Raw genomic sequence first — 20,063 nt, 5'->3', positions numbered from 1 at the left:
TTCTGCCGGTCGCCCGGATCAGTGCGTGTCGAACAACGCCTGGTACCGGGCGACCGCCTGTTCGGTGGCGGCGCGCTCGTCCCAGGTCGGGTTGAAAGGATCCCTGGCCGGGGGCAGCGCGCCGAGCTTGAGCAGCGCGGCGAGTAGCAGGACCCGGGCTTTGGTGGCGGTCAGGTTGTTGCCGGAGATGTAGGTCGGATCGGTCTTGTACGCCATCCCGCCGGTGTTGCCGCGACCGACGCGAACCACCGGCATACCGGCGAAACTCGCGACACTCAGGGCCGCGTTCTTCGCCGGATCGGCCATCGCGAACGGCGACATTCCTTCGCAGACGAAGCCGGCCAGGGGAGCAGCGGCCAGGTTGGCGCTGATCCGGGCGAGGATCTCCACCTCGTCGTCAGCGCTGGGCAGATTGTCGGCGCCGAGTCGCGACGCCGCATAGCGCCCGTACTTCGTGATCGTCACCTGCGGCATCGCGTCGGGTACCAGTCCGTCGGCGTCCTTGGTCGTGACGTCGACCAGGGAAACGCCTGTCTCCAAGGCGCCCGCGACACCAGTCACCTGCTTGGGCAGCTCGGTGAGGCGAAGATCCGAGCAGTGCGTGTGGCGACGGGTGGGGAGATAGGTGAGCTGAGGTGGGCCGTATCCACCCATGTCAGCAACGATTCCGCCGTGGCCACCGGTGACCTCGTAGCCTCCCGGCCGGGCGTCGACCTTGGTCACGTCGCGAGCCGCGTAGACCAGCTCGTCGACGATCACGCAGGCACCGACCCGGTCCTCGCCCTGCTCGTTCAGGGCCACGCCGGACGCGATGTACTTCACGCCGTCCACCACGTTGCGGTCACCGTCGGCACTCAGCGACTGGTGCCGTCGCTGGGCCGCGTGCCCGACGATCGGAACCTTCGTGTCGATCACCAGTCCCAGCCAGTACAGGGTTTCCTCGACGGTCGGGCTGCCTTCGAGCCACTGCAGTCCGGTGAAGTCGCCACCGTCGAGGACGGCCTGGACGTGGTTGGTGGCCTGGGCGAGGTTCGTCAGGCCGGGCTCACTCTGCAGGTGGTACGGGTAGTAGGAGAAGAAGTCCTGCCCGAGGCGCTCGGAACCGTCCGTGGTGTAGCCGCCCGACGGGGCCGCGCGGAAGAAGTCGAAGTCGGCGATCGACCACAGGGCAGCGGGATTGCCGTGGTCGGCCAGGCCGAACCGCTCGATCTCCTCGTAGAGCCGGCCGGCGTCGGGGTAGAACGTCTGCCGGGCGGACTCCGGTGGCGCGTACGGCGTCGCGGTCGTCTCCTCCCAAGCGGAACCGTCGGCCTGCCTGGCCATGTAGGGCAGGGGGTACAGGCCGTCGTCGGGGTGCAGTTCGACGACGTGCACGGGCTTGGCGTCACCAGCGGGCTGCTCGGTGTGGAAGGTGCCGTCCTGGTCGAGCCAGCCATCCGGAGCGGCGTACAGGTGAGCGGCGTCCTGCTCGAGTGGGTGCGCGCTGAAGGCCTCGATGTACACCGTGACCGGGGCCGCGAGACGCTGCGCGCGCAGGTCGTCGAAGCGGGCGGGGTACAGCGGCAGGCCGTGCCGCGCGCGGGCCTTGTTGGAGGTGATCAGGTCCGGGGTGTTCAGGATCGTTGCCGTCGGCCCGGCGAAGACCGCGATCCGCGGTCGCGGGGCACCGGCCGGAAGGATCTCGTCCATCAGAGCGGCTTCAGGTGCTCGAGCGCGACCGGGCGCTGCTCGGTCAGCTGCTGGGCGATCAACGATCGATGACAGGCCTCGGGATCGCGTTCGACGCAGAACAAAGCCGTGACTCCCTTGCTCGACAGGGCGGAGGCGATCGGGGTGAGGTCGGCGACGTCGAGGATCTCGTTGGTGTAGCGGCGGGTGTACTCCGGGGCGAGTTCGCTGCGGGAGCGTTTGCCGACCCCGTTGCGGTCGTCCTCGGCGTACTGGAGATGCCGCAGCTCGGTGGTCGGGGCGAGCTCACGGTGATGCTCGTAAGCGATCTCGGCCGCCGCGAGCGCCGCTTGCAGCCGCAACGAATTGGCCCAGGCGTAGTCGGGCCCGCGGACCCCGCGGCGTTGGCGCACGTCGAGCAGCAAACGAACGTTTGCCTTCCGCAATCGTTCGATGAACGACTCGCCGTCGAAGCCGTAGACGCCGATAGTTGCCAATTTGAGCATCGAGAATCCCCCACCTGGCGTGCCGTTCGTACGGGTTCGTGGCGATGCCGGACCACGCCGTACCCACCCCCGGGCGCTGACGTCCTGCAGGTCCAGCTCGCCCGCAAACGTTAACATTCATTGGGCTCATCGGCTCGGCCGAACGAGTCGGATCCTGTGTCGCGACAGCTCTTCGGTCAGCTGCCGCGGATCGCCCGGCGGAGTTTTGCCAGCCGCTCGCGCAGAGTGCGCTCCTCACCGTGCTGGGTGGGGCGGTAGTAGTCCTTGCCGACCAGCTCGTCCGGCGGGTACTGCTGCTCCAGGACGCCGTCGGGAACCCTGTGTGGGTAGCGGTATCCGACCGCATTGCCCAGTAGCTCCGCGCCCGCATAGCGGCCCTGCCGCAGGTGGACGGGCACCGGGCCGACCGCGCCGGCGCGAACGTCGGACATCGCTTCGTCGATCCCGACGATCACGGTGTTCGACTTCGGCGCCATCGCCAGGTGCACGGTGGCCTGCGCGAGCGCGAGCCGGGCCTCGGGCATGCCGATCAGTTCGACGGTCTGGGCCGCCGCGACAGCTGCTTGCAGAGCGGTCGGATCGGCCAGCCCGACGTCCTCGCTGGCGTGCACCACCAACCGTCGCGCGACGAATCGCGGGTCCTCTCCCGCTACCAGCATGCGGGCCAGATAATGCAGAGCGGCGTCGGGGTCGGAACCGCGGATCGACTTGATGAACGCGCTGATCACGTCGTAGTGCTGGTCGCCCTGCCGGTCGTACCGCACGGTGACCTCGGTGATGGCCCGCTCCACCGCCGGTACGTCGATGACGGTACCGCCCGTGTCGCCGAGCCCGTCAGCGCTTGCCTCCAACGCGGTCAGGGCGCGGCGGGCGTCACCGGCGGAGAGGCGCACCAGCGCGTCCTCGGCCTCGGGATCCATCGACACGGCGCCGCCGAGGCCGCGAGGGTCCGTCACCGCGCGACGCAGCAACTCACGGACCTCGTCCTCGGTCAGGGACTTGAGCTGCAACACCAGCGAGCGTGAGAGCAGCGGCGAAACGACGGAGAACGAAGGATTCTCCGTGGTCGCGGCCACCAGCAGCACGACCCGGTCCTCGACCGCCCCGAGCAGCGCGTCCTGCTGGGTCTTGGAGAAGCGATGCACCTCGTCGATGAACAAGACGGTCTGCTGGCCTTGACGATCCCGCCGCCGACGCGCGTCGGTGATCACTTCGCGGACTTCCTTCACACCGCTGGACAGGGCCGAGAGGGCAACGAAGTGCCTGGATTCGGCCGTGGCGAGCAAGCGCGCCATCGTGGTCTTGCCGGTACCAGGCGGGCCGTAGAGCACTACCGAAGTCGCGGCTCCGCCTTCCACCAGTCGCCGCAGCGGTGCACCGGGCCGCAGCAGATGCGCTTGACCGACGACCTCGTCGAGCGATCTCGGCCGCATCCGTGCTGCCAGGGGCGCGTTGGCCGGTACTTCCTCCGCGGCAGGCGCATCGGGCATCGGCAGCTCGAAGAGCCCCTCGTCCTCGGGGGTCACGCTTGGACCCCGTCGGTGGTTGCGAGGCCTTCTTTTGCGGGCGATTGACAACTCATGGGTGGACCTTACGTGGGCCGGCATTCGCAGTGTGGTCAGGACGCGACGAGTTCGGGCTTCTGCGCTGGAGTTGCGCTACGGTTAGGCAAATCTGTCGGGAGGGGACGGAATGACAGCCGACGTACAGGCAACGCGTGACGTGGTAGAGATGATCACCGGGGGGTGGCGGGCGCAGGCCCTTTACACAGCGGTGAAACTCGGACTGCCGGACCAGATCGAGGCCGGCCGGAGCACCAGCGGCGAACTCGCCGAAGCGACCGGTGCGAACGAAGAAGGCATCCACCGCCTGATGCGACTGCTGGTCGCGATGGGCGTTTTCGAGGGCAGCGACTCCACCGGGTACCGGAACACCGCCGTGAGCAAGGCACTGCTGGACGCGCCGCAGTCGTTGCGCGACATGTGTCTGCTCTACGGCGAAGAGTTCTACACCGCCTGGGGGCATGCGCATCACGCGATCAGCACGGACAGTTCGGGGTTCGAAGCGGCGTTCGGCCAGTCGTTCTACGCCTATCTCGGGCAGGACAAGGACACGGCCAAGCGGTTCCAGCACGCGATGAACGCCGGGAACATGTTCTTCCAGCAGGTGCCGGAGGCCTTCGACTTCGCCGGCAAGATGGTGGTGGACATCGGCGGCGGAGGTGGGCACCTGCTCACCACGATCCTGGACGCCACTCCGGATGCCCGCGGCACGCTCTTCGATCGCGAACACATGATCCCCGAGGCACGTGAACACCTGGCGGCCAGAGTCGGGCTGGACCGGGTCGAGTTGGTGCCGGGTGACATGTTCCAGGAGGTGCCGGCCGGTGGCGACGTCTACATCCTCTGCCGGGTGCTGGCCGGCTGGGACGACGACGCGGTGGTCAAGGCCTTCGAGAACTGCCGCCGCGCCATGGCAGACTCGTCGTCGCGGCTGCTGGTGATCGACCGCTTCGTCGCGGACGAGAAGCCCAGCGTGCTTCCCGCCCTGTGGGATCTGCATCTCCTGATGACGACCGGCGGCCGAGGGCGCACCCTCGAGCGGTTCACCGAGTTGCTGAACCGGGCCGGTCTCGAGGTGGAACGCAGCGTTGAGTTGCCTTCGGAGCACACCGCTCTGGTCGCGGCGGCACGCACCACCGCGTAGTACTGGATCGTTGCCGGCACGGAGGCTGTCCGCTCGACGCGGGCAGCCTCTTGCTATTCCGGCGGCGTACCAGGCGCGTACTGCTTGGCGATCCAGCGACAGATCGCCTCCACCACATAGCCCCGCTCGTTGTCGTCGAGCGCATGCCCCTTCGGAATGCCGTGCCACTTCGACAGACAGGTCCGGCAACAGGTGGCGGTCGCATGCTGCGCGACAAACACAGGATGCCCCCGGTACGGCGTCTGCCGCCCGTCGTTCCGCGGCTCGGCCGGCGCCAGCTTCGTCCCGATCAGATCCACGGCATGCTTGCGAACCGTCGCCATCCCCCGCAGCTCCACCACCGCGCGTTCCCGCCCGTACAACCGAAACTTGGCCCGAAAGTGGTGCTGCCCGATCCGCTCCAACCTGGCATCCAACTCATCCACCACCCGAGTCTATGCCCACCTGAGCGAACCCGTCGCCGCCTCGGATCCGCACTTTCGTCAAGCAAGACTACGATTCACCGCCCATCAGGGTGCTGAGATCTGAATTCTCCGCAACCTCTACCTGCGGAAGTAACCGGCGGCTTCTTGAACTCGGGCTCGATTGGCGTGGTCTGATGCTGCGCCGTCGAGCAGTTCGCGGAGGATGCCGGCGTGGCCGGCGTGCTGGGTCGTCTTGTCTGTCATCGGGTGCGCTTTCTGTCGGAGCTGAGCAGTAGCCTCCTCGTGTGCGCTTGGAACTCGTTTGGAGTGACCGGGAGGCTACCTCGCGGCTGAGGGGCGGCTGCGGGTCGCTGTCTACCGCAGCACCATCGATGGTCGGCCGCGTGCTGGGTGGAATGACCAACGCTAGGAGAAGATCGTGGCAACTTTCGGTGGGTCCGACGAACTGCGGGGCGCGAAGTTCGTCGATGCGGATCTGAGCGGTGCGCGGTTCGTCAGGTCCGATCTGTCGGGGGTGGTGATGCGGGCGGTGCAGGTGCAGGGTGCGGATATCGACGCGCCGTGGCTGCTGGACGGCCAGAGTGCCCTGCACGTGAACAGTGTCAACGTGGCGCCGTTCGTCGAGGCTGAGCTCAATCGACGGTTCCCCGGGCGGGCGGAGCGGCGCGCCACGGAGCCGGATGCGCTGCGAGCCGCGTGGGCAGCGGTCGAGAGCAATTGGGCGGCTGCGATCGAGCGTGCCGCCGCGATGCCGGCCGGTACGGTCGACGTGTCGGTGGACGGCGAGTGGTCCTTCGCGCAGACCCTCCGGCACTTGGTGATGGCCACCGACACCTGGTTCAGCGGCGCGATCCTCGGGGTCGAGCAACCGTTCCATCCGATCGGTCAACCGCACGCGGAGTACGAGACCGACGGGTTCGACCTGTCCATCTTCACACCCGGCACACCGCCGTACGCCGAGGTGCTGGAGGTTCGCGCGCAACACGTTGCACAGGTCCGCGACTTCCTCGCCACCGTCACCACCGAGCAACTGGCCACCCAAGGCAGGAACCCCTGGGCTCCGCAGTACCCGGAGACCGTCCTCTCCTGCCTCCACACGATTCTCGAAGAAGAGTGGGAACACCTCCGGTACGCCGTCCGCGACCTGGACGCCATCGAGGCGAAACGCGAAGGATGAGCGACCCGTCGGCCGAGCTTCAGCGCCGGCTCGGAGCTGGCGATGTCGTCGTCATCGGGCTCGGCTCGATGCTCGGCGCGGGAGTGTTCGCGGCCTTCGCGCCGGCAGCAGCGGCCGCAGGCGCGGGTCTGCTGGTCGGACTCGTCATCGCGGCAGCGGTCGCGTACTGCAACGCGACGGCGTCGGCGCAGCTCGCGGCCGCCTATCCAGTGTCCGGCGGCACCTACGTCTACGGCCGCGAACGCCTCGGCGACTGGTGGGGATTCACCGCCGGCTGGGGTTTCGTGGTCGGCAAGACGGCATCCTGCGCGGCCATGGCCATCACCTTCGCCGCGTACGCCGTACCGGGACATCCCTGGGGCCAGCGGCTCGTCGGCGTCCTCGCCGTGGTCGCGTTGACCGCACTCAACTACCGCGGTGTCACCAGAACGGCGCAACTGACCCGGATTCTGGTGACCGGAACACTTCTCGCGCTCACGGTCGTCCTGGCGTCGCTGTGGTTCGGGCCCGGCTCCTCGTCAGCCGGCCCTTCGTGGTGGACGGGGGCTGGGATTCCAGGACCCGGCGGCTGGTACGGCGTACTGCAGTCCGCAGGCCTGTTGTTCTTCGCTTTCGCCGGCTACGCACGGATCGCGACGATGGGCGAAGAGGTCAAAGACCCCAGCCGCGCCATCCCACGTGCCATCCCGATCGCGCTGGGCATCACCGTGGTCATCTACCTGCTCATCGGCGCCTCCGCCCTCACGGTCGCCGGTCCCGATCGGCTGGCCGCATCGGCCAACCCGCTGACCACCGCGGTCGATGCCGCCGGTGTTCCCGCCGCGGCGGTCGTCGTGACGATCGGCGGAGCGGTAGCCAGCCTGGGTGCCCTGTTGGCCTTGATCGCCGGTGTCGGGCGCACCACCCTGGCGATGGCCCGCAACCGGGACCTGCCGACTTGGCTGGCCGCCGTACATCCACGCTTCCACGTTCCACACCACGCCGAGATCGCCCTCGCCGTGGTGGTCAGTCTGCTGATTCTCACCATGGACCTCCGAGGAACGATCGGTTTCTCGTCGTTCGGAGTGCTCCTGTACTACGCGGTGGCCAACGCCGCGGCTTTCACCCAACCCCCCGAGCAGCGCCGCTGGCCCCGCGCGCTCAACCTCCTCGGACTGCTCGGCTGCCTGACCCTGGTCGCCACGCTGCCCGTCGCATCCGTTGCCGTCGGCATCGTTGTGTTCGCCATCGGACTGACCGGCCGGGCGTTCATCATCAAGCGCCGGGTCGCTACCGGGAGATAGGGATCTCAACGGTAGTTGGATGCTCGAGCCCTCCGGGGGTTCGAGACGGGCGGACAGGATCTCGAGAGTCAGTTCGCCCAGCCAGCTCTTGAGGGCATGCCGAGCATTATCGGCGTGCGTTCGTTGCAGGTTGATGCAAAAGGGGTTTGATGAGCGGATCTGCTCGATAAGGTGTGCGAACATTCGACGCTGCGTGGGGGTACTCGCGGGGCATCCAGTACCCAGGGAGAACTCTGCTGATGAGAATTCGTCGATTTGCCGTGGCTGTGGCCGGGCTTAGCCTGGTCGCGGGAGCTGCGATGGCCGGATCGGCCAACGCCGGAGTGCAGGCCAAGCCGGAGCCGGGGGTGTGGCCGATCGGCAAGGCAACGGCAAAGGCGCCGCAGAGCAAGGCGCAGGCGGCCGCGGCAGCGTGTGACGTGCTGGTCGGCGCCGTGAGCACTGCCGGCGTGGCCAGTGCGACGGGCATCAAAGCGACCAGACCGCTGAGCGTGGGTGGGCCCGCGCCGTTCAAGTTCTTTTCTGTCCGCGCCAGTTCCACCTGGTACTACGTGGCCGACGGCAGCACCACGAGCTACTACAGCGCCCTCGTACTGCAGGGCGCCAATCTGTACGTCGCCAACGCGACCTTCAAGCTCGACGCGCCTGCCGTGCCCAGTTCCTACAAGCTCGGCACCGGCTGGTCCGGGTTCAGCACCATCGCGACCTCCAACTACGTGCAGGGCCCGAAGGCGCACGGGTTCCTCTACGGTCTGCACGCCAACGGTTCGCTGTACCGCTACGACGTCAGCACCGGCGCGGTCAGGGCCTACGGATCGGCGCCGGGCTACAAGGCGTTCAGGGCGATCACGGTGATCTCCGAGACCGCGGGGTACGACACGTTGCTGGCCACCACCACGGCCGGCGCGCTGTGGACCATCCGCATCCCGGTCACGGCGCCGTTCAAGGCGACCCTGGAGCTGGTCCGCTCGACCGGTTTCAAGGGGCACGACCAGCTCGTCGCCCAGCGGTGTGGCGCCAGCAGCACCCTGCTCGCCGGGCTCAACAAGGCCAACAACAAGGCGACCGTCTACGCCATGAGCCGTGCGGTCGGCACCAAGACGGTGCTCAACACTCTGGGCACGGTCGAAATCAACGCCGACCCCGGAGTCCGCTTCCTCCGCACCGACGCCGACGGCCCGCAGTTGGTCGGCGAGTGACTCACACCGCATGAGCTGAACCACCTCACGTGGTACCGACAAAGCCCAGGCCGGCAACCCGGCCTGGGCTTTGTCGTGGTCGACAGCACAGGCCGACCAGGCAGTTGCCCCGTCAAGTAGGCGGTGGCGGCAACCAATCGCAGGCGGAGCAGGAATTCGTGCTGTCGTGATGTCGACAAGACGAGATTTGCAGGCGCGGTGCGGCGGCTGGACAGCGGGGCACCGAGGCGACGAATCCAAGGAAGCCTCGGTGCCCCGCGTGTTCACCACGATGCCTCCATCGAGGGCAGAAACGCAAAACGGTCGGCCGGAGGCGTGTCGCAGCCCGTCCATGGGACGGAACATCCGGAGGGCTGATCGGGTTGGTGGCAGAGTGGGTACAGGTTTGCTGACGAGTTGGGAGCACAGGTGAGTATTCGGGTCGGGTACAAGGCGTCCGCCGAGCAGTTCGGGCCGCGGGATCTGGTGGAGTACGCGGTGCGGGCCGAGGAGCTCGGGCTGGACAGCGTGACGGTGTCGGACCACTTCCTGCCGTGGCGCCACGAGGGCGGGCACGCGCCGTTCGCGCTGGCCTGGATGGCGGCCGTCGGTGAGCGGACCGAGCGGGTCCAGATCGGTACCTCGGTACTGACGCCCACCTTCCGGTACAACCCGGCCGTGATCGCGCAGGCGTTCGCCACCATGGGCCTGCTCTACCCGGACCGGATCATGCTCGGCGTCGGCTCCGGCGAGGCACTGAACGAGATCGCCGTGTCAGGGCGCGAATGGCCGGAGTTCAAGGAGCGGTTCGCCCGGCTGCGGGAGGCGGTCGAGCTGATCCGCAACCTGTGGACCGAGGAAGGGGTCAGCTCCGACGGCCCGTTCTACAAGACCGTCGACGCCTCGATCTACGACCGCCCCGAGACCCCGGTCAAGGTGTACGTCGCCGCCGGCGGGCCGCTGGTCGCGAAGTACGCGGGACGGGTCGGTGACGGGTTCATCGCGACCTCCGGCAAGGGCATGGAGCTCTACACGGAGAAGCTGATCCCGGCCGTCAAGGAAGGCGCCGAGAAGGCCGGGCGGTCCTTCGACGACGACATCGACCGGATGCTCGAGGTGAAGATCTCCTACGACCGCGATCACACGCTCGCGCTCGACAACACCCGGTTCTGGGCGCCGCTGTCGCTGACTCCGGAGCAGAAGCACAGCGTGACGAGTGCGACCGAGATGGAGCGGCTCGCCGACGAACTGCCGATCGAGCAGGTCGCGAAGCGCTGGATCGTCGCCTCCGACCCCGAAGAGGCGGTCGCCCAGTTGCAGCCGTACCTCGACGCCGGCTTCAACCACCTGGTGATGCACGGCCCCGGCCACGACCAGGAGCGGTTCCTGACCCAGTTCAGCACGGACGTCCTCCCGCTGCTGCGCAAGCTGGGCTAACGGATGGAGCGCTGGGCGGATACGCCGTACCGGGTGGGGATCTCCGGTTGGCGCTATCCGCCCTGGCGCAAGGTGTTCTACCCCGACGGACTGCCGCAACGTGCCGAGCTGCAGTACGCCTCCAGCCGGCTCAACTCGATCGAGCTGAACGGCTCGTTCTACTCGCTGCAGCGGCCCACGTCGTACCAGCGCTGGTACGACGAAACGCCACCCGGCTTCGTCTTCTCGGTCAAGGGCCCGCGCTTCGTCACCCATCTGAAGAAGCTGGCCGACGTGGAGGCGCCGCTGGCGAACTTCTTCGCCTCGGGCGTTCTCGCGCTCGCGGAGAAGCTCGGTCCGGTCCTGTGGCAACTGCCCCCGACGCTCGGCTACGACCCCGACCGGCTGACCGCGTTCTTCAACTTGTTGCCTAGGTCAACTGATGCGGCAGTAGAAGTTGCCAAAGGCCACGACGAGCGGATGAAGGACCGGAACCTGCTTTCCTGTCCGGTGCAGCAGCCGCTGCGGCACGCGCTGGAGATCCGGCATTCGTCGTACGAGAATCCGGAGTTCCTGCAGTTGCTGCGGGAGCACGACATCGCGGTGGTCTGCGCGGACACCGCGGGGAAGTGGCCGATGATGGACTCCGTCACGACCGACTTCGGCTACGTCCGGCTGCACGGCGCCGAGGAGCTCTATGTGAGCGGCTACGACGACGACGCGCTCGACTCCTGGGCGGAGAAGATCCAGTCCTGGAAGAGGAACGTCTACGTCTACTTCGACAACGACGTCAAGGTGCGCGCACCGTTCGACGCCGAGGCCCTGGCCACGCGACTGGGAATCAGATGACGGTCGAGATAGTACGGGACGACGATCCGCGCTGTGCCGAACTGGAGGCAGCCGGCTACCGGATCGTCGGCGAATCCTGGGGAGCCAGGTTGCGGGAGCCTGATCCGGAGCTGCTCGAGCGGGCTGTACTGCGGGCCGCGGGCGTGACCGTCCGCGAGCTCGGGCCGGAGTACGCCGATGCGTGGCCTTCTCTGGAGAAGGCGAACGAGCAGGACTATCCGTACACGCCGGCGACCCAGCGGGTGGTCCCTCCGGTGGAGGGGCTGATCGAGCTGTGGACGACGGGCCGGGTGTTCGGCGCGCTCGACGGTCAGCGGTTGGTGGGCGCCACGATCATCAGCTTGGCCGGCGAGACCGGGTTCACCTCCGTCCTGGCCGGCTATCGCGGGCGGGGGATCGGGCAGGCGGTGAAGGCCGCGTCGATCCTGGCGCTGCTTGCCGAGGGCGTCCGGGTGTTCGGCACGGGCGGGGCGGCTCTCAACGAAGCCAGCATCGGAGCGAATGTGGCGCTCGGCTATGTCGTCGAGGAGCGCTGGCGCAGTTACGCGCCGGCTGAGGACTGACCGGGCGACGGCTTCCCGGGCCGGCTGCGGAAGCCGGGACGCCGGGTCAGGTGGGGATGCTGGCCGGCCACCAGGGTGGGACGCCGGCGGGGCAGATGCCGGGGTTGCCGGCCTGGGTGCCGGCCCAGGAGAAGAGGGCCAGGTCGGCGATGCCGATGGCGATGATGGCGGCGATGAACGGCATCGTCCACTTGCCGCCCTTGCCGCGGCGCATGAACCGGAAGACCAGGTTGAACAGGCCGATGTTGACCACGCCGGCCACCGGGATGCCGACGAAGAACAGGGTCGGGCCGTTGCCGACGCCGGTCAGGACGACGTGGCAGACGTCCCAGGCGCGCCGGGTGAGCACGATCAGTCCGAAGCCGGCCGCCCCGCCGATCACCACCGAGAAGAACGTCTCGCTCTTACTGCTTTTCGCCATGCCGTCACCGTAGAGCCTGCGGGGGGACACGGCTCGCGAGGAGCCGGATCGGGGTGTCGCGACGGACGGCGTACCGGACGAGGCCGGCGCGGTCAGGTGGTGATGGTGACCGGTCGTTCAGGGGTCTGGAGCGGGTCGGAGGCCAGGCGGGCGTGCCGCTCGACGTCGAAGCGGGTGCCGTCGTAGCTGAGCCGCTGGCGTTCGAGGCCTTCGAAGAGGAAACCCGCGCTCGCGGCGACGCCGCAGGAGGCCGGGTTGTTGGTGCGGTGGCCGAGCTCCAGCCGGTAGAGGCCGGCGTCGTGGTGGGCCCAGTCGACCAGCGCGCGCAGCGAGTCGCGGGCGACGCCCTGACCGCGGATGTCGGAGATGGTCCAGTACCACGTCCAGCCGACCTGGTGGCGGTCGATGTTGGTGACCGCGACACAACCGACGGGGTGGTCGTCCGCATCCGCCACGGCGTACACGTGGCCGTTGTCGAGGTCCGCCACCCGGCCGATCCAGTCGACCGCGCTCGCGGTGTCCTGGATGCCGCCCTGATCGGCCATGTCAGGCGCCTGATGCGCTTCGGTCAACCGCAACGCGTCGGCCACCCGCCACCGCCGCAGATCCAGACTCGCCAGGTCATAACCCATTCATCGAGGCTACCGCCGCTCCTCGCCCTAGGGTTGGGGCATGGCGTTTCTTGATTTCACAGGTCAGGTCGTTCTGGTCACCGGGGCGAGCAGCGGAATCGGGGCTGCCGCGGCGGTGGGGTTCGCCGAGGCGGGAGCGACGGTTGCGGTGCATTACCACCAGAACGAGGAAGGGGCCCGGCACACGGCCAACGCCGTGAGTACCGCGGGCGGGACGGTGTCGGTGCACCAGGGCGACCTGGCCGGCGTCGAGTCTGCCGGGTTGCTGGTCGACGAGGTGCTCGCCAAGCACGGGCGGATCGACGTACTGGTGAACAACGCGGGCGATCTGGTCAGGCGCGCGGCGGTGGTCGACGTACCGGACGACGAGTTCCACCGGATCATGGACGTCAACCTGACCTCGGTCTTCGCGATGAGCCGCCGGATCGTGCCGGTACTGCGGGCGCAGGGTGGCGGCGCGATCGTCAACGTCACCTCGATCGCCGGCCGGCACGGCGGAGGCGGCGGCTCGGTCGTCTACGCGACCAGCAAGGGCGCGGTCAGCACCTTCACCCGCGGCCTGGCGAAGGAGTTGGCGCCCGACGGCATCCGCGTCAACGCGATCTCGCCCGGCGTGATCCGCACGCCGTTCCACGACCGGCACACCGGCGAGGAGCAGCTGAAGGCGATGCTGGCCACCATCCCGATGGGCCGCACCGGCACCCCGCACGAATGCGTCGGTACCATCCTCTACCTCGCCTCGGACCGGATGAGCAGCTATGTCACCGGCCAGCTCATCGAGGTCAACGGCGGCCAACTGATGCCGTGACGGCGTCCGTCGGCAGCGCGCCCGAGACCGGGCTCAGCGCACGGAATGGCGGCGGGTGACCTCGTTGTCGTCGCGGCGGTCGGGGCGGAAGAGGGTGTTGTGGTCGAAGGTGGCTCCGGTCGAGCGGTAGCCGAGTTCGTCCAGTACTGCGTGCAGTCGCCGTCTGAGGTCGGGGCGCTTGTCCTCGACCAGTACTGCGCGCGGCTGCAGCCGGATCAGCGTTCTGCTCGCGCCGCCGAGTGCGGCGGCCTCCGAGCCCTCGACGTCGAGCTTGACCACGTCGAGGCGGTCCAGCGAGTGCTCGCGGACCCAGTCGTCCAGGCGGATGACCGGCACGTCCTGGACGACCTCGCCGTCCGCCTGCAACGACCTGACCCCTGAATCGGCCGGATCGTAGCGGGAGTCGGCGTGCAGGGCGGCATGGTGCTTGCGCTCGCCGAGAGCCGCCGGCACGAGTGTGATGAGGTCGGCCAGCTGGTTGCGCTCGGCGGCAGCGCGTAGCTTGTCCAGCGAGTCGGCGGCTGGTTCGAAGGCGATGACCCGGCCCTCGCCGCCCAGGTCGCGCAGTTGTTTCGCTGCTCCGAGGCTGTGCAGGCCGATGTTGGCGCCGATGTCCAGGACTACGTCGCCAGGCTTGAGCTCGGCCCGGAGGAAGCGGGCGACGGCCGGCTCGTAGCGACCGGCGTAGTACAGGACCGCCTGCAGGTTGTCGCGCAGGTCGAGTCGCCAGTGCAGCCCGTGCCGGCGTACGGCGATGTCGGTGGTGGCCCACTGCGGCGAGATCTTGGCCAGCTCAGGGTTGAGGTCTGCCACTCGCGGCGAGATGCGATGGGCGACGCGGAGTACGCCGGCCTCGGTCCGGCCCTCGGCGGAGCCGATCACCCGCGCGAGCCGGCGCGCCGCGTCCGCGCTGATCGACCGCCCGGCGGCGCGGGGCACTGCCCACGCCGCCCGGCGGACGAAACCATCGCGGTAGTCCATCCCCCATGGTTACCCGTCGAGGGTCGGATCATTCACTTCGGAATGTAAGGGTCAGCGAAAGATTTCCCCGCGATCGTGACCTTTTCAGCTTGACAACCGCCGGAACCGGGCCGCCGACAGCGGCAGGAAGACCGCCGTGAGCAGCAGTGGCCCGATGATCGCGGCGGCGATCGCATGCTCCCCGATCCAGGACGCCGTCGACGGATCCGGGTTGCCGAACAGCGACCGGGCCGCGGTCGCCGTTCCCGACAGCGGGTTCCACTGGGCGATCGTTCCGAGCCAGCCGGGCATCGTCGAGGTGGCGACGAACGCGCTGGACAGGAACCCGATCGGCCAGACCCCGACCTGGATGGCGACGATGCTCTGCGCGTTCTTCACCGACAGCCCGATGAAGATCCCGATCCAGAGCAACGCGAACCGCAGCAGCAGGAGCAGCCCGAACGCGGCCAGCGCCTCCAGCACGCTGCCGTGCCAGCGCCAGCCCAGCGCGAGCCCGGCGCCGGTCAGCACGATCAGGCTGACGACCGAGTCGAGCAGGTCGGCGATGCACCGGCCGAGCACGACCGCGGACGAACTCATCGGCAACGAGCGGAACCGGTCGGTGACGCCCTTGGCCACGTCGTTGGTCACCGCGGTCATCGTTGACTCGAGCCCGAACAGCATCGACAGCGCGAAGATGCCCGGCACCAGCAGTTCGTAGTACGACTCGCCGGCCGGGGTCTCCATCGCGCCGCCCAGCAGGGCGCCGAACATCAGCAGCATCAGGACCGGGAAGAGCCAGCCGAAGATCACCAGTCCGGGCTGCATCCGCCAGTGCAGCAAAGCGCGGCGGGCGATCGTCCAGCCGTCCGCGAGGGCCCAGCCGAGCGCCGTCATGCCGGCACCTCCGTCTCGGCCGGCCGGTAGCTCGGGCTGCTCGCCGAGTCGCCGGTCAGGTGCAGGAAGACCTCGTCCAGGGTCGGTCTGCGCAAGGTGATGTCCTCCGGTTCGATCCTCGCCTCCTGCAACAAGGTGGCCACTTCGATCAGTGCTCGGGTGCGGTCCTTCACCGGGATGCTGACCTTCGTCCCGGCGACGTGGATCTCGCCGTCGGTCAGCCGCTCGGTGAGCTGCAGGATCCGCGGTACGTCGGCGGCCGTCGTCAGCTCCAGGTCCAGCCAGTCGGCACCCAGTTGGGCCTTCAGCGCATCCGGCGTGCCCTCGGCAACGACCTTCCCCTCCCTGAGCATCGAGATCCGGTCGGCGAGCTGATCGGCCTCGTCGAGGTACTGGGTGGTCAGCAGCACCGTCGTCCCGCCCCTGACCAGCTCACGCACGGCGGACCACACCTCAGCGCGCCCCGCCGGGTCGAGCCCGGTCGTCGGTTCGTCGACGAACAACACCTTGGGCGCGACGATCAGGCTCGCGGCCAGGTCGAGCCGCCGGCGCATGCCACCGGAGTACTTCGACGACGGCAGCATCGCCGAGTCGGTCAGGCCGAACCGCTCGAGCAGCTCGTCGGCCCGGCGAGTCGCTCTGGCGTGGCCCAGATGGTTGAGCCGCCCGAACATCACCAGGTTCTGCTTCCCGGTGAGGATCTCGTCGACCGCGGCGTACTGGCCGACCAGGCCGATGGTGCGCCTGACCTCGGCGCCCTGGTGGCGTACGTCGTACCCGGCGATCCGTGCCTCGCCGGAATCCATCCTGAGCAGCGTCGCGAGGATCCGCACCGCCGTGGTCTTGCCCGCGCCGTTCGGTCCCAGCAGGCCGGTCACCGTACCGGCGCTCACCTCCAGGTCGAACCCGTTCAGCCCCGCCCCCTCCTTGCCCCCGGCGTAGTTCTTGCGTACCTCGAACGCCTCGATCACACGTTCCGTCGTCACTTGCCACCTCTCGTCTCGACCTTCAACCGTAGGCCGTACCGTACACCGTACGACTCGGGTACGATCGAGTCAACGACGACCGGCTGGAGTTTGTTCCCGTGAGTGGAAAGCTGTGAGCGGCAAGAAGGCCGCGGCACCTGATCCCGCGCGCAGTTTGGCCCTGCTCTGGGGCAGCCACACCAAGCCGGGGCGGTCCGGACTGACGGTGCGCGCGATCGTCACCGCCGCCATCGAACTGGCCGACGCCAGCGGGCTGGAGGCCGTCTCGATGCGGCTGGTCGCGGAGCAGCTGAAGGTCGGGACGATGTCGCTCTACACCCATGTGCCGGGCAAGGGTGAGCTGACCGACCTGATGTTCGACAGCGTCTACGGCGATCTGTACGCCGATGTGGACGAGCCCGCGCGGCAGCCCGGTGGTTGGCGGGGCGCGCTGGAGTTCATCGCCCGCCGGAACTGGGAGCTACTGGTCCAGCATCCGTGGCTTCACGACGTGCCGGCGGGACGCAACGCCCTGGGTCCGAACATCACCCTCAAGTACGAGGCCGAACTGCGGCCGCTGGACGGGCTCGGGCTGACCGACGTCGAGATGGACTCGACGCTGGCGCTGGTCCTCACCCATGTGCTGGGGACGGCTCGCGCGGGTGCGGAGCAGGTGCGGACCCAGCAGGACTCGGGCATGTCGGACGAGGAGTGGTGGCTGACCACCAGCCCGGTTCTCGAGCGCTACATGGCTGGAGTCGCCGATCGGTTCCCGCTGGCCGGGCGGGTCGGCACGTCGGCCGGCGAGGCCTACCAGGCGACCATGGATCCGGCGCATGCGCTGACTTTCGGGCTGACCCGCATCCTCGACGGCACGGCGCTGCTGATCGCCGACCGCAGCTAGTTCCCGACGCGCTCGCCCGGTCCCAGCCGCTAGCATCCGCCACCATGAGCGCCGTACCCATCGACCAGCCTGCCGACCTCGACCTCGTTCGTGCTTCCTACGATCGTGTCGCCGACAACTACGTCGAAATGAACCTCACGGACGTCAACGCGTACCCCTGGCTGCGGACGGCGATCGACGGCTTCGCGAACGCGGTGCAAGGGCTCGGGCCCGTGCTGGATGTCGGCTGCGGTCCCGGTGATGTCACCGCCTACCTGGCCGGGCGGGGTCTTGATGTCTCCGGGGTCGACCTGTCGGCCCGGATGATCGAGCACGCCCGCCGCCGGTTTCCCGAGCAGCGGTTCGCCGTCGCTTCGGCGACCGAACTGGAGTTGGCGGACTCGTCGTACGGCGGCATTCTCGGGTGGTGGTCGCTGTTCAACCTGCCGCGCGACGTCCTCGCGCAGGTCCTGCGGTCCTTCGCGCGGGCCTTGGTGCCGGGCGGGCACTTCATCATCGCCACCCACCTGGGTGACGGCGAGCGCAGCAGAGCCGAGGCGTACGGCGGCTTGCCGGTCACTTGGACCACCCACCTGTGGCAACCCGAACCGCTCTGGGCCCTGCTGACGGCGGCGGGCCTCAGCCGAGTGGCCGAGCTCCGCGTCGACCAGAGCGTGGCCGGCGTCCCGTCCCTGGTGCTGGTCGCGCAGCGGTGAAGTCTGGACACAACGACAGGCAGTAGTCGGCAACGGAGCGACCTCGCACGCTCAGTCGGCTCGCCGCCATCCGGTGATCGGTGACTACTGCCTGTCGTTCTGTCCGCGAACCGCCCCTGGGCCTCAGCTGTTGAGCAGATCCTCGAACGAGGTCGGGTGGGAGAACGGGTCCACCGCCGCCCGGCGTTCGTTGCCGATGGCATCGACCAGCTCCGCGGCGGCACGGTCGATCCTGGGGTGGAGTTTGCCGGCGCCGGTGCCCCAGTCGGAGGAGGCGGCGTAGACGCCGGTCGGCATCACGATCGCCTTGAGGTAGACGAAGAGCGGGCGGAGGGCGTAGTCGAGGACCAGCGAGTGCCGCTCGGTGCCGCCGGTGGCGCCGAGCAGCACCGGCTTGCCGGACAGGGCCTGGTCGTCCAGTACGTCGAAGAAGGTCTTGAACAGCCCGTTGTACGACGCGCTGAAGGTCGGCGTCACGGCGATCAGCGCGTCGGCGCGGACGACCGACTCCAGTACGGCGGCGAGTTCCCTCGACGGGAAGCCGGTGAGCAGGTTGTTCGTCAGCTCGTGAGCGATGTCGCGCAGTTCGACGACCACCACCCGGTACGGCGTACCGCGGCCGTCCAGCTGGTCGCGAACGGCGGCGGTCAACCGGTCGGCGAGCAAGCGAGTCGACGACGGCGTCGTCAGGCCCGCGCTCACCACGGCGATGGTGCGCTCCGCCATTGCAGGCTGGGTCATCGTACGGTCCCGTCCAGCCCGACGACCTCCGGGCTCACCGTCTCCAGGTCGTGGCGGCGCTGCGCTGCGGCCTTGAGCGAAGCGTGGGTCGGCGCCTCGGGAACGTGGGCCGGCCGCGCCGAGTCGAACTCCTTGCGCAGCACCGGGACGACCTCGGAGCCGAGGAGGTCCAGCTGCTCCAGCACCGTCTTCAGCGGCAGGCCGGCGTGGTCCATCAGGAACAACTGCCGCTGGTAGTCGCCGAAGTTCTCGCGGAAGGTCAGGGTCCGCTCGATCACTTCCTGCGGGCTGCCCACGGTCAGCGGGGTCTCCCGACTGAAGTCCTCCAGCGACGGCCCGTGTCCGTAGACGGGGGCGTTGTCGAAGTACGGCCGGAACTCCCGCACCGCGTCCTGCGAGTTCTTCCGCATGAACACCTGGCCGCCGAGACCGACGATCGCCTGGTCGGCGGAGCCGTGACCGTAGTGCTCGAAGCGGCGGCGGTACAGGTCGATCATCTGCTTGGTGTGCGACATCGGCCAGAAGATGTTGTTGTGGAAGAAGCCGTCACCGTAGTAGGCCGCCTGCTCGGCGATCTCGGGGCTGCGGATGGAGCCGTGCCAGACGAACGGCGGGACGTCGTCGAGCGGGCGCGGGGTCGAGGTGAAGCCCTGCAGCGGGGTGCGGAACTTACCTTCCCAGTCGACCACGTCCTCGCGCCACAGCCGGCGCAGCAGCGTGTAGTTCTCGACCGCGAGCTGGATGCCGTTGCGGATGTCCTGACCGAACCACGGGTAGACCGGACCGGTGTTGCCGCGACCCATCATCAGGTCGACCCGGCCGTCGGCCAGGTGCTGCAGCATCGCGTAGTCCTCGGCGATCTTCACCGGGTCGTTGGTGGTGATCAGCGTGGTCGAGGTGGACAGGATCAGCTTCGAGGTCCGGGCGGCGATGAAGCCGAGCATCGTGGTCGGGGACGACGGCACGAACGGCGGGTTGTGGTGCTCCCCGGTGGCGAAGACGTCGAGACCGACCTCCTCGGCCTTCAGCGCGATCGTGACCATCGCCTTGATCCGCTCGGCCTCGCTCAGGGTCCGCCCGGTGACCGGGTCCTGGGTGACGTCGCCGACGGTGAACACACCGAACTGCATCTCGACTCCTTGGTCGCACGTGATGACGATTAAGTATTAAACTATCTGACCGGGGTAACGCCACTTGCCGGCGGTGGCATTCCCGGTCCAGTGTGCCGGTGGACGACCTCTTGCCAGCGCGATCCCATCCAGTGAAACT

Annotated in this window: 21 protein-coding genes and 1 pseudogene; 10 read left to right on the top strand and 12 right to left on the bottom strand. The window is 68.3% G+C overall.

The window, feature by feature from the left end:
* Positions 1-18 precede the first annotated feature (18 nt).
* The 3 genes from OX958_RS35155 to OX958_RS35145 all read right to left on the bottom strand — a co-directional run bounded on the left by OX958_RS35155 (position 19) and on the right by OX958_RS35145 (position 3,664).
* Positions 19-1,689, bottom strand: a complete 1,671-nt coding sequence (locus tag OX958_RS35155; protein ID WP_270134737.1) for an asparaginase domain-containing protein — start codon at positions 1,687-1,689, stop codon at positions 19-21.
* The gene (locus OX958_RS35150) at positions 1,689-2,174 is read right to left on the bottom strand and encodes a DUF488 domain-containing protein (protein ID WP_270134735.1); all 486 of its coding nucleotides are present in this window, start codon (positions 2,172-2,174) and stop codon (positions 1,689-1,691) included. The genes OX958_RS35155 and OX958_RS35150 overlap by 1 nt, the downstream gene beginning before the upstream one ends.
* A 176-nt stretch (positions 2,175-2,350) precedes the next feature.
* The gene (locus OX958_RS35145) at positions 2,351-3,664 is read right to left on the bottom strand and encodes a replication-associated recombination protein A (RefSeq protein ID WP_270139206.1); all 1,314 of its coding nucleotides are present in this window, start codon (positions 3,662-3,664) and stop codon (positions 2,351-2,353) included.
* Positions 3,665-3,905: 241 nt separating this feature from the next.
* Between OX958_RS35145 and OX958_RS35140 the strand changes: the two genes are divergently transcribed.
* A complete protein-coding gene (locus tag OX958_RS35140) occupies positions 3,906-4,880 on the top strand; it encodes a methyltransferase (protein ID WP_270134734.1) in 975 nt (324 codons plus the stop codon).
* Between the two features lie 53 nt (positions 4,881-4,933).
* On the opposite strand, the gene OX958_RS35135 is transcribed toward OX958_RS35140, so the two are convergent.
* A complete protein-coding gene (locus OX958_RS35135) occupies positions 4,934-5,305 on the bottom strand; it encodes a DUF4186 domain-containing protein (RefSeq protein WP_270134733.1) in 372 nt (123 codons plus the stop codon).
* A 117-nt stretch (positions 5,306-5,422) separates the two neighbouring features.
* Positions 5,423-5,551, bottom strand: a pseudogene (locus OX958_RS35460) (hypothetical protein); the annotation flags it as partial.
* A gap of 172 nt (positions 5,552-5,723) precedes the next feature.
* Here OX958_RS35460 and OX958_RS35130 point away from each other — a divergent pair.
* The 6 genes from OX958_RS35130 to OX958_RS35105 all read left to right on the top strand — a co-directional run bounded on the left by OX958_RS35130 (position 5,724) and on the right by OX958_RS35105 (position 11,771).
* Entirely contained in the window at positions 5,724-6,482 is a 759-nt protein-coding gene (locus tag OX958_RS35130) for a DinB family protein (RefSeq protein WP_270134732.1), read from the top strand.
* A complete protein-coding gene (locus OX958_RS35125; protein ID WP_270134731.1) occupies positions 6,479-7,765 on the top strand; it encodes an APC family permease in 1,287 nt (428 codons plus the stop codon). The genes OX958_RS35130 and OX958_RS35125 overlap by 4 nt, the downstream gene beginning before the upstream one ends.
* A gap of 299 nt (positions 7,766-8,064) precedes the next feature.
* Positions 8,065-8,964: a hypothetical protein gene (locus OX958_RS35120; RefSeq protein WP_270134730.1), complete on the top strand. Its 900-nt coding sequence runs from the start codon at positions 8,065-8,067 to the stop codon at positions 8,962-8,964.
* A 408-nt stretch (positions 8,965-9,372) separates the two neighbouring features.
* Positions 9,373-10,380: a glucose-6-phosphate dehydrogenase (coenzyme-F420) gene (gene fgd / locus OX958_RS35115; RefSeq protein WP_270134729.1), complete on the top strand. Its 1,008-nt coding sequence runs from the start codon at positions 9,373-9,375 to the stop codon at positions 10,378-10,380.
* Positions 10,381-10,383: 3 nt separating this feature from the next.
* Positions 10,384-11,208, top strand: coding sequence for a DUF72 domain-containing protein (locus OX958_RS35110; protein ID WP_270134727.1), 825 nt, complete (start codon positions 10,384-10,386; stop codon positions 11,206-11,208).
* Positions 11,205-11,771: a hypothetical protein gene (locus OX958_RS35105; protein WP_270134725.1), complete on the top strand. Its 567-nt coding sequence runs from the start codon at positions 11,205-11,207 to the stop codon at positions 11,769-11,771. The genes OX958_RS35110 and OX958_RS35105 overlap by 4 nt, the downstream gene beginning before the upstream one ends.
* Before the next feature lie 46 nt (positions 11,772-11,817).
* Here the strand turns inward: OX958_RS35105 and OX958_RS35100 are convergent, their stop codons facing one another.
* Positions 11,818-12,192: a hypothetical protein gene (locus OX958_RS35100; protein ID WP_270134724.1), complete on the bottom strand. Its 375-nt coding sequence runs from the start codon at positions 12,190-12,192 to the stop codon at positions 11,818-11,820.
* 92 nt (positions 12,193-12,284) lie between these two features.
* Positions 12,285-12,824 (bottom strand): GNAT family N-acetyltransferase, encoded by a 540-nt coding sequence (locus tag OX958_RS35095; RefSeq protein WP_270134723.1) that lies wholly within the window; start codon positions 12,822-12,824, stop codon positions 12,285-12,287.
* A gap of 40 nt (positions 12,825-12,864) precedes the next feature.
* Here OX958_RS35095 and OX958_RS35090 point away from each other — a divergent pair, with 40 nt between their 5' ends.
* The gene (locus OX958_RS35090; RefSeq protein ID WP_270134722.1) at positions 12,865-13,632 is read left to right on the top strand and encodes an SDR family NAD(P)-dependent oxidoreductase; all 768 of its coding nucleotides are present in this window, start codon (positions 12,865-12,867) and stop codon (positions 13,630-13,632) included.
* A 33-nt stretch (positions 13,633-13,665) separates the two neighbouring features.
* On the opposite strand, the gene OX958_RS35085 is transcribed toward OX958_RS35090, so the two are convergent.
* The 3 genes from OX958_RS35085 to OX958_RS35075 form a co-directional block, all read right to left on the bottom strand.
* Positions 13,666-14,613 carry an FkbM family methyltransferase gene (locus OX958_RS35085; RefSeq protein ID WP_270134721.1) on the bottom strand — a complete coding sequence of 316 codons (948 nt, stop codon included), beginning with the start codon at positions 14,611-14,613 and terminating at the stop codon, positions 13,666-13,668.
* 84 nt (positions 14,614-14,697) lie between these two features.
* The gene (locus OX958_RS35080; protein ID WP_270134719.1) at positions 14,698-15,489 is read right to left on the bottom strand and encodes an ABC transporter permease; all 792 of its coding nucleotides are present in this window, start codon (positions 15,487-15,489) and stop codon (positions 14,698-14,700) included.
* Positions 15,486-16,475 (bottom strand): ATP-binding cassette domain-containing protein, encoded by a 990-nt coding sequence (locus OX958_RS35075; RefSeq protein WP_270134717.1) that lies wholly within the window; start codon positions 16,473-16,475, stop codon positions 15,486-15,488. The genes OX958_RS35080 and OX958_RS35075 overlap by 4 nt, the downstream gene beginning before the upstream one ends.
* A 112-nt stretch (positions 16,476-16,587) precedes the next feature.
* Between OX958_RS35075 and OX958_RS35070 the strand changes: the two genes are divergently transcribed.
* Positions 16,588-17,358: a TetR/AcrR family transcriptional regulator gene (locus OX958_RS35070; RefSeq protein WP_270134716.1), complete on the top strand. Its 771-nt coding sequence runs from the start codon at positions 16,588-16,590 to the stop codon at positions 17,356-17,358.
* A gap of 44 nt (positions 17,359-17,402) precedes the next feature.
* Entirely contained in the window at positions 17,403-18,053 is a 651-nt protein-coding gene (locus OX958_RS35065; protein WP_270134715.1) for a class I SAM-dependent DNA methyltransferase, read from the top strand.
* Between the two features lie 123 nt (positions 18,054-18,176).
* Here OX958_RS35065 and OX958_RS35060 read toward each other — a convergent pair whose 3' ends face one another.
* Positions 18,177-18,794, bottom strand: a complete 618-nt coding sequence (locus tag OX958_RS35060) for an FMN reductase (protein WP_270134714.1) — start codon at positions 18,792-18,794, stop codon at positions 18,177-18,179.
* Positions 18,791-19,924, bottom strand: a complete 1,134-nt coding sequence (locus tag OX958_RS35055) for an LLM class flavin-dependent oxidoreductase (RefSeq protein WP_270134713.1) — start codon at positions 19,922-19,924, stop codon at positions 18,791-18,793. The genes OX958_RS35060 and OX958_RS35055 overlap by 4 nt, the downstream gene beginning before the upstream one ends.
* Positions 19,925-20,063: the final 139 nt, after the last annotated feature.

Source organism: Kribbella sp. CA-293567 (assembly GCF_027627575.1).
In the GTDB taxonomy this organism is placed as follows: domain Bacteria; phylum Actinomycetota; class Actinomycetes; order Propionibacteriales; family Kribbellaceae; genus Kribbella.
Note: the sequence above shows the minus strand (reverse complement) of the source record. Positions and strands in the feature narration are given on the sequence as shown.

What these genes read in the sequence shown, in the direction of transcription:
- OX958_RS35110 (WP_270134727.1), top strand. Translation starts at nt 10,384, where the DNA reads ATGGAGCGCTGGGCGGATACGCCGTACCGGGTGGGGATCTCCGGTTGG.
- OX958_RS35085 (WP_270134721.1), bottom strand. Translation starts at nt 14,613, where the DNA reads ATGGACTACCGCGATGGTTTCGTCCGCCGGGCGGCGTGGGCAGTGCCC.
- OX958_RS35120 (WP_270134730.1), top strand. Translation starts at nt 8,065, where the DNA reads ATGGCCGGATCGGCCAACGCCGGAGTGCAGGCCAAGCCGGAGCCGGGG.
- OX958_RS35080 (WP_270134719.1), bottom strand. Translation starts at nt 15,489, where the DNA reads ATGACGGCGCTCGGCTGGGCCCTCGCGGACGGCTGGACGATCGCCCGC.
- OX958_RS35055 (WP_270134713.1), bottom strand. Translation starts at nt 19,924, where the DNA reads ATGCAGTTCGGTGTGTTCACCGTCGGCGACGTCACCCAGGACCCGGTC.
- OX958_RS35145 (WP_270139206.1), bottom strand. Translation starts at nt 3,664, where the DNA reads ATGCCCGATGCGCCTGCCGCGGAGGAAGTACCGGCCAACGCGCCCCTG.
- OX958_RS35060 (WP_270134714.1), bottom strand. Translation starts at nt 18,794, where the DNA reads ATGACCCAGCCTGCAATGGCGGAGCGCACCATCGCCGTGGTGAGCGCG.
- OX958_RS35125 (WP_270134731.1), top strand. Translation starts at nt 6,479, where the DNA reads ATGAGCGACCCGTCGGCCGAGCTTCAGCGCCGGCTCGGAGCTGGCGAT.
- OX958_RS35140 (WP_270134734.1), top strand. Translation starts at nt 3,906, where the DNA reads ATGATCACCGGGGGGTGGCGGGCGCAGGCCCTTTACACAGCGGTGAAA.
- OX958_RS35150 (WP_270134735.1), bottom strand. Translation starts at nt 2,174, where the DNA reads ATGCTCAAATTGGCAACTATCGGCGTCTACGGCTTCGACGGCGAGTCG.
- OX958_RS35100 (WP_270134724.1), bottom strand. Translation starts at nt 12,192, where the DNA reads ATGGCGAAAAGCAGTAAGAGCGAGACGTTCTTCTCGGTGGTGATCGGC.
- OX958_RS35155 (WP_270134737.1), bottom strand. Translation starts at nt 1,689, where the DNA reads ATGGACGAGATCCTTCCGGCCGGTGCCCCGCGACCGCGGATCGCGGTC.
- OX958_RS35090 (WP_270134722.1), top strand. Translation starts at nt 12,865, where the DNA reads ATGGCGTTTCTTGATTTCACAGGTCAGGTCGTTCTGGTCACCGGGGCG.
- OX958_RS35065 (WP_270134715.1), top strand. Translation starts at nt 17,403, where the DNA reads ATGAGCGCCGTACCCATCGACCAGCCTGCCGACCTCGACCTCGTTCGT.
- OX958_RS35095 (WP_270134723.1), bottom strand. Translation starts at nt 12,824, where the DNA reads ATGGGTTATGACCTGGCGAGTCTGGATCTGCGGCGGTGGCGGGTGGCC.
- OX958_RS35105 (WP_270134725.1), top strand. Translation starts at nt 11,205, where the DNA reads ATGACGGTCGAGATAGTACGGGACGACGATCCGCGCTGTGCCGAACTG.